The sequence below is a fragment of the Corynebacterium sp. HMSC074A09 genome, from assembly GCF_001811545.1.
In the GTDB taxonomy this organism is placed as follows: Bacteria; Actinomycetota; Actinomycetes; order Mycobacteriales; family Mycobacteriaceae; genus Corynebacterium; species Corynebacterium hiratae.
The window spans coordinates 1-351 of record NZ_KV805131.1 but is presented as its reverse complement, the minus strand read 5'-3'; the positions used below and the strand labels follow the sequence as shown (position 1 = coordinate 351).

1 protein-coding gene is annotated in these 351 nt (G+C 52.1%); it reads right to left on the bottom strand.

Going from position 1 to position 351, the window contains the following annotated elements:
* The coding region (locus HMPREF2807_RS13410; protein WP_158010528.1) for a DDE-type integrase/transposase/recombinase at positions 1-351 on the bottom strand (351 nt) is incomplete at both ends.

The following is a 351-nucleotide window of genomic DNA, read 5'->3' as shown; positions in this document are numbered from 1 at the left end:
AATGCTTGTGAGGTGTACACACTGCCATGATCAGAATGGAAAATTACCCCTTTAAGGCTTCCACGGACTTTCCTGGCATGAGATAAAGCTTCGATAACCAGCGATACCCGCATGTGATCGGCTAGTGCATGGCCGACGAGTTTGCGCGAGTAGACGTCGATGACCGTGGCCAGGTACATGTTCTTGCCGCCCTTACACGGCAGGTACGTAATGTCGCCTACATAGACGTGGTTCGGCCTGTCAGCTGTGAATCTGCGGCCTACTAAATCTGGCATGACTCGACGTCCAGGCTTGCGCCTGGTAGTGACACATCGACGTTGTTTAGTAAAGCCTTTCAGCCCCATGGATTTC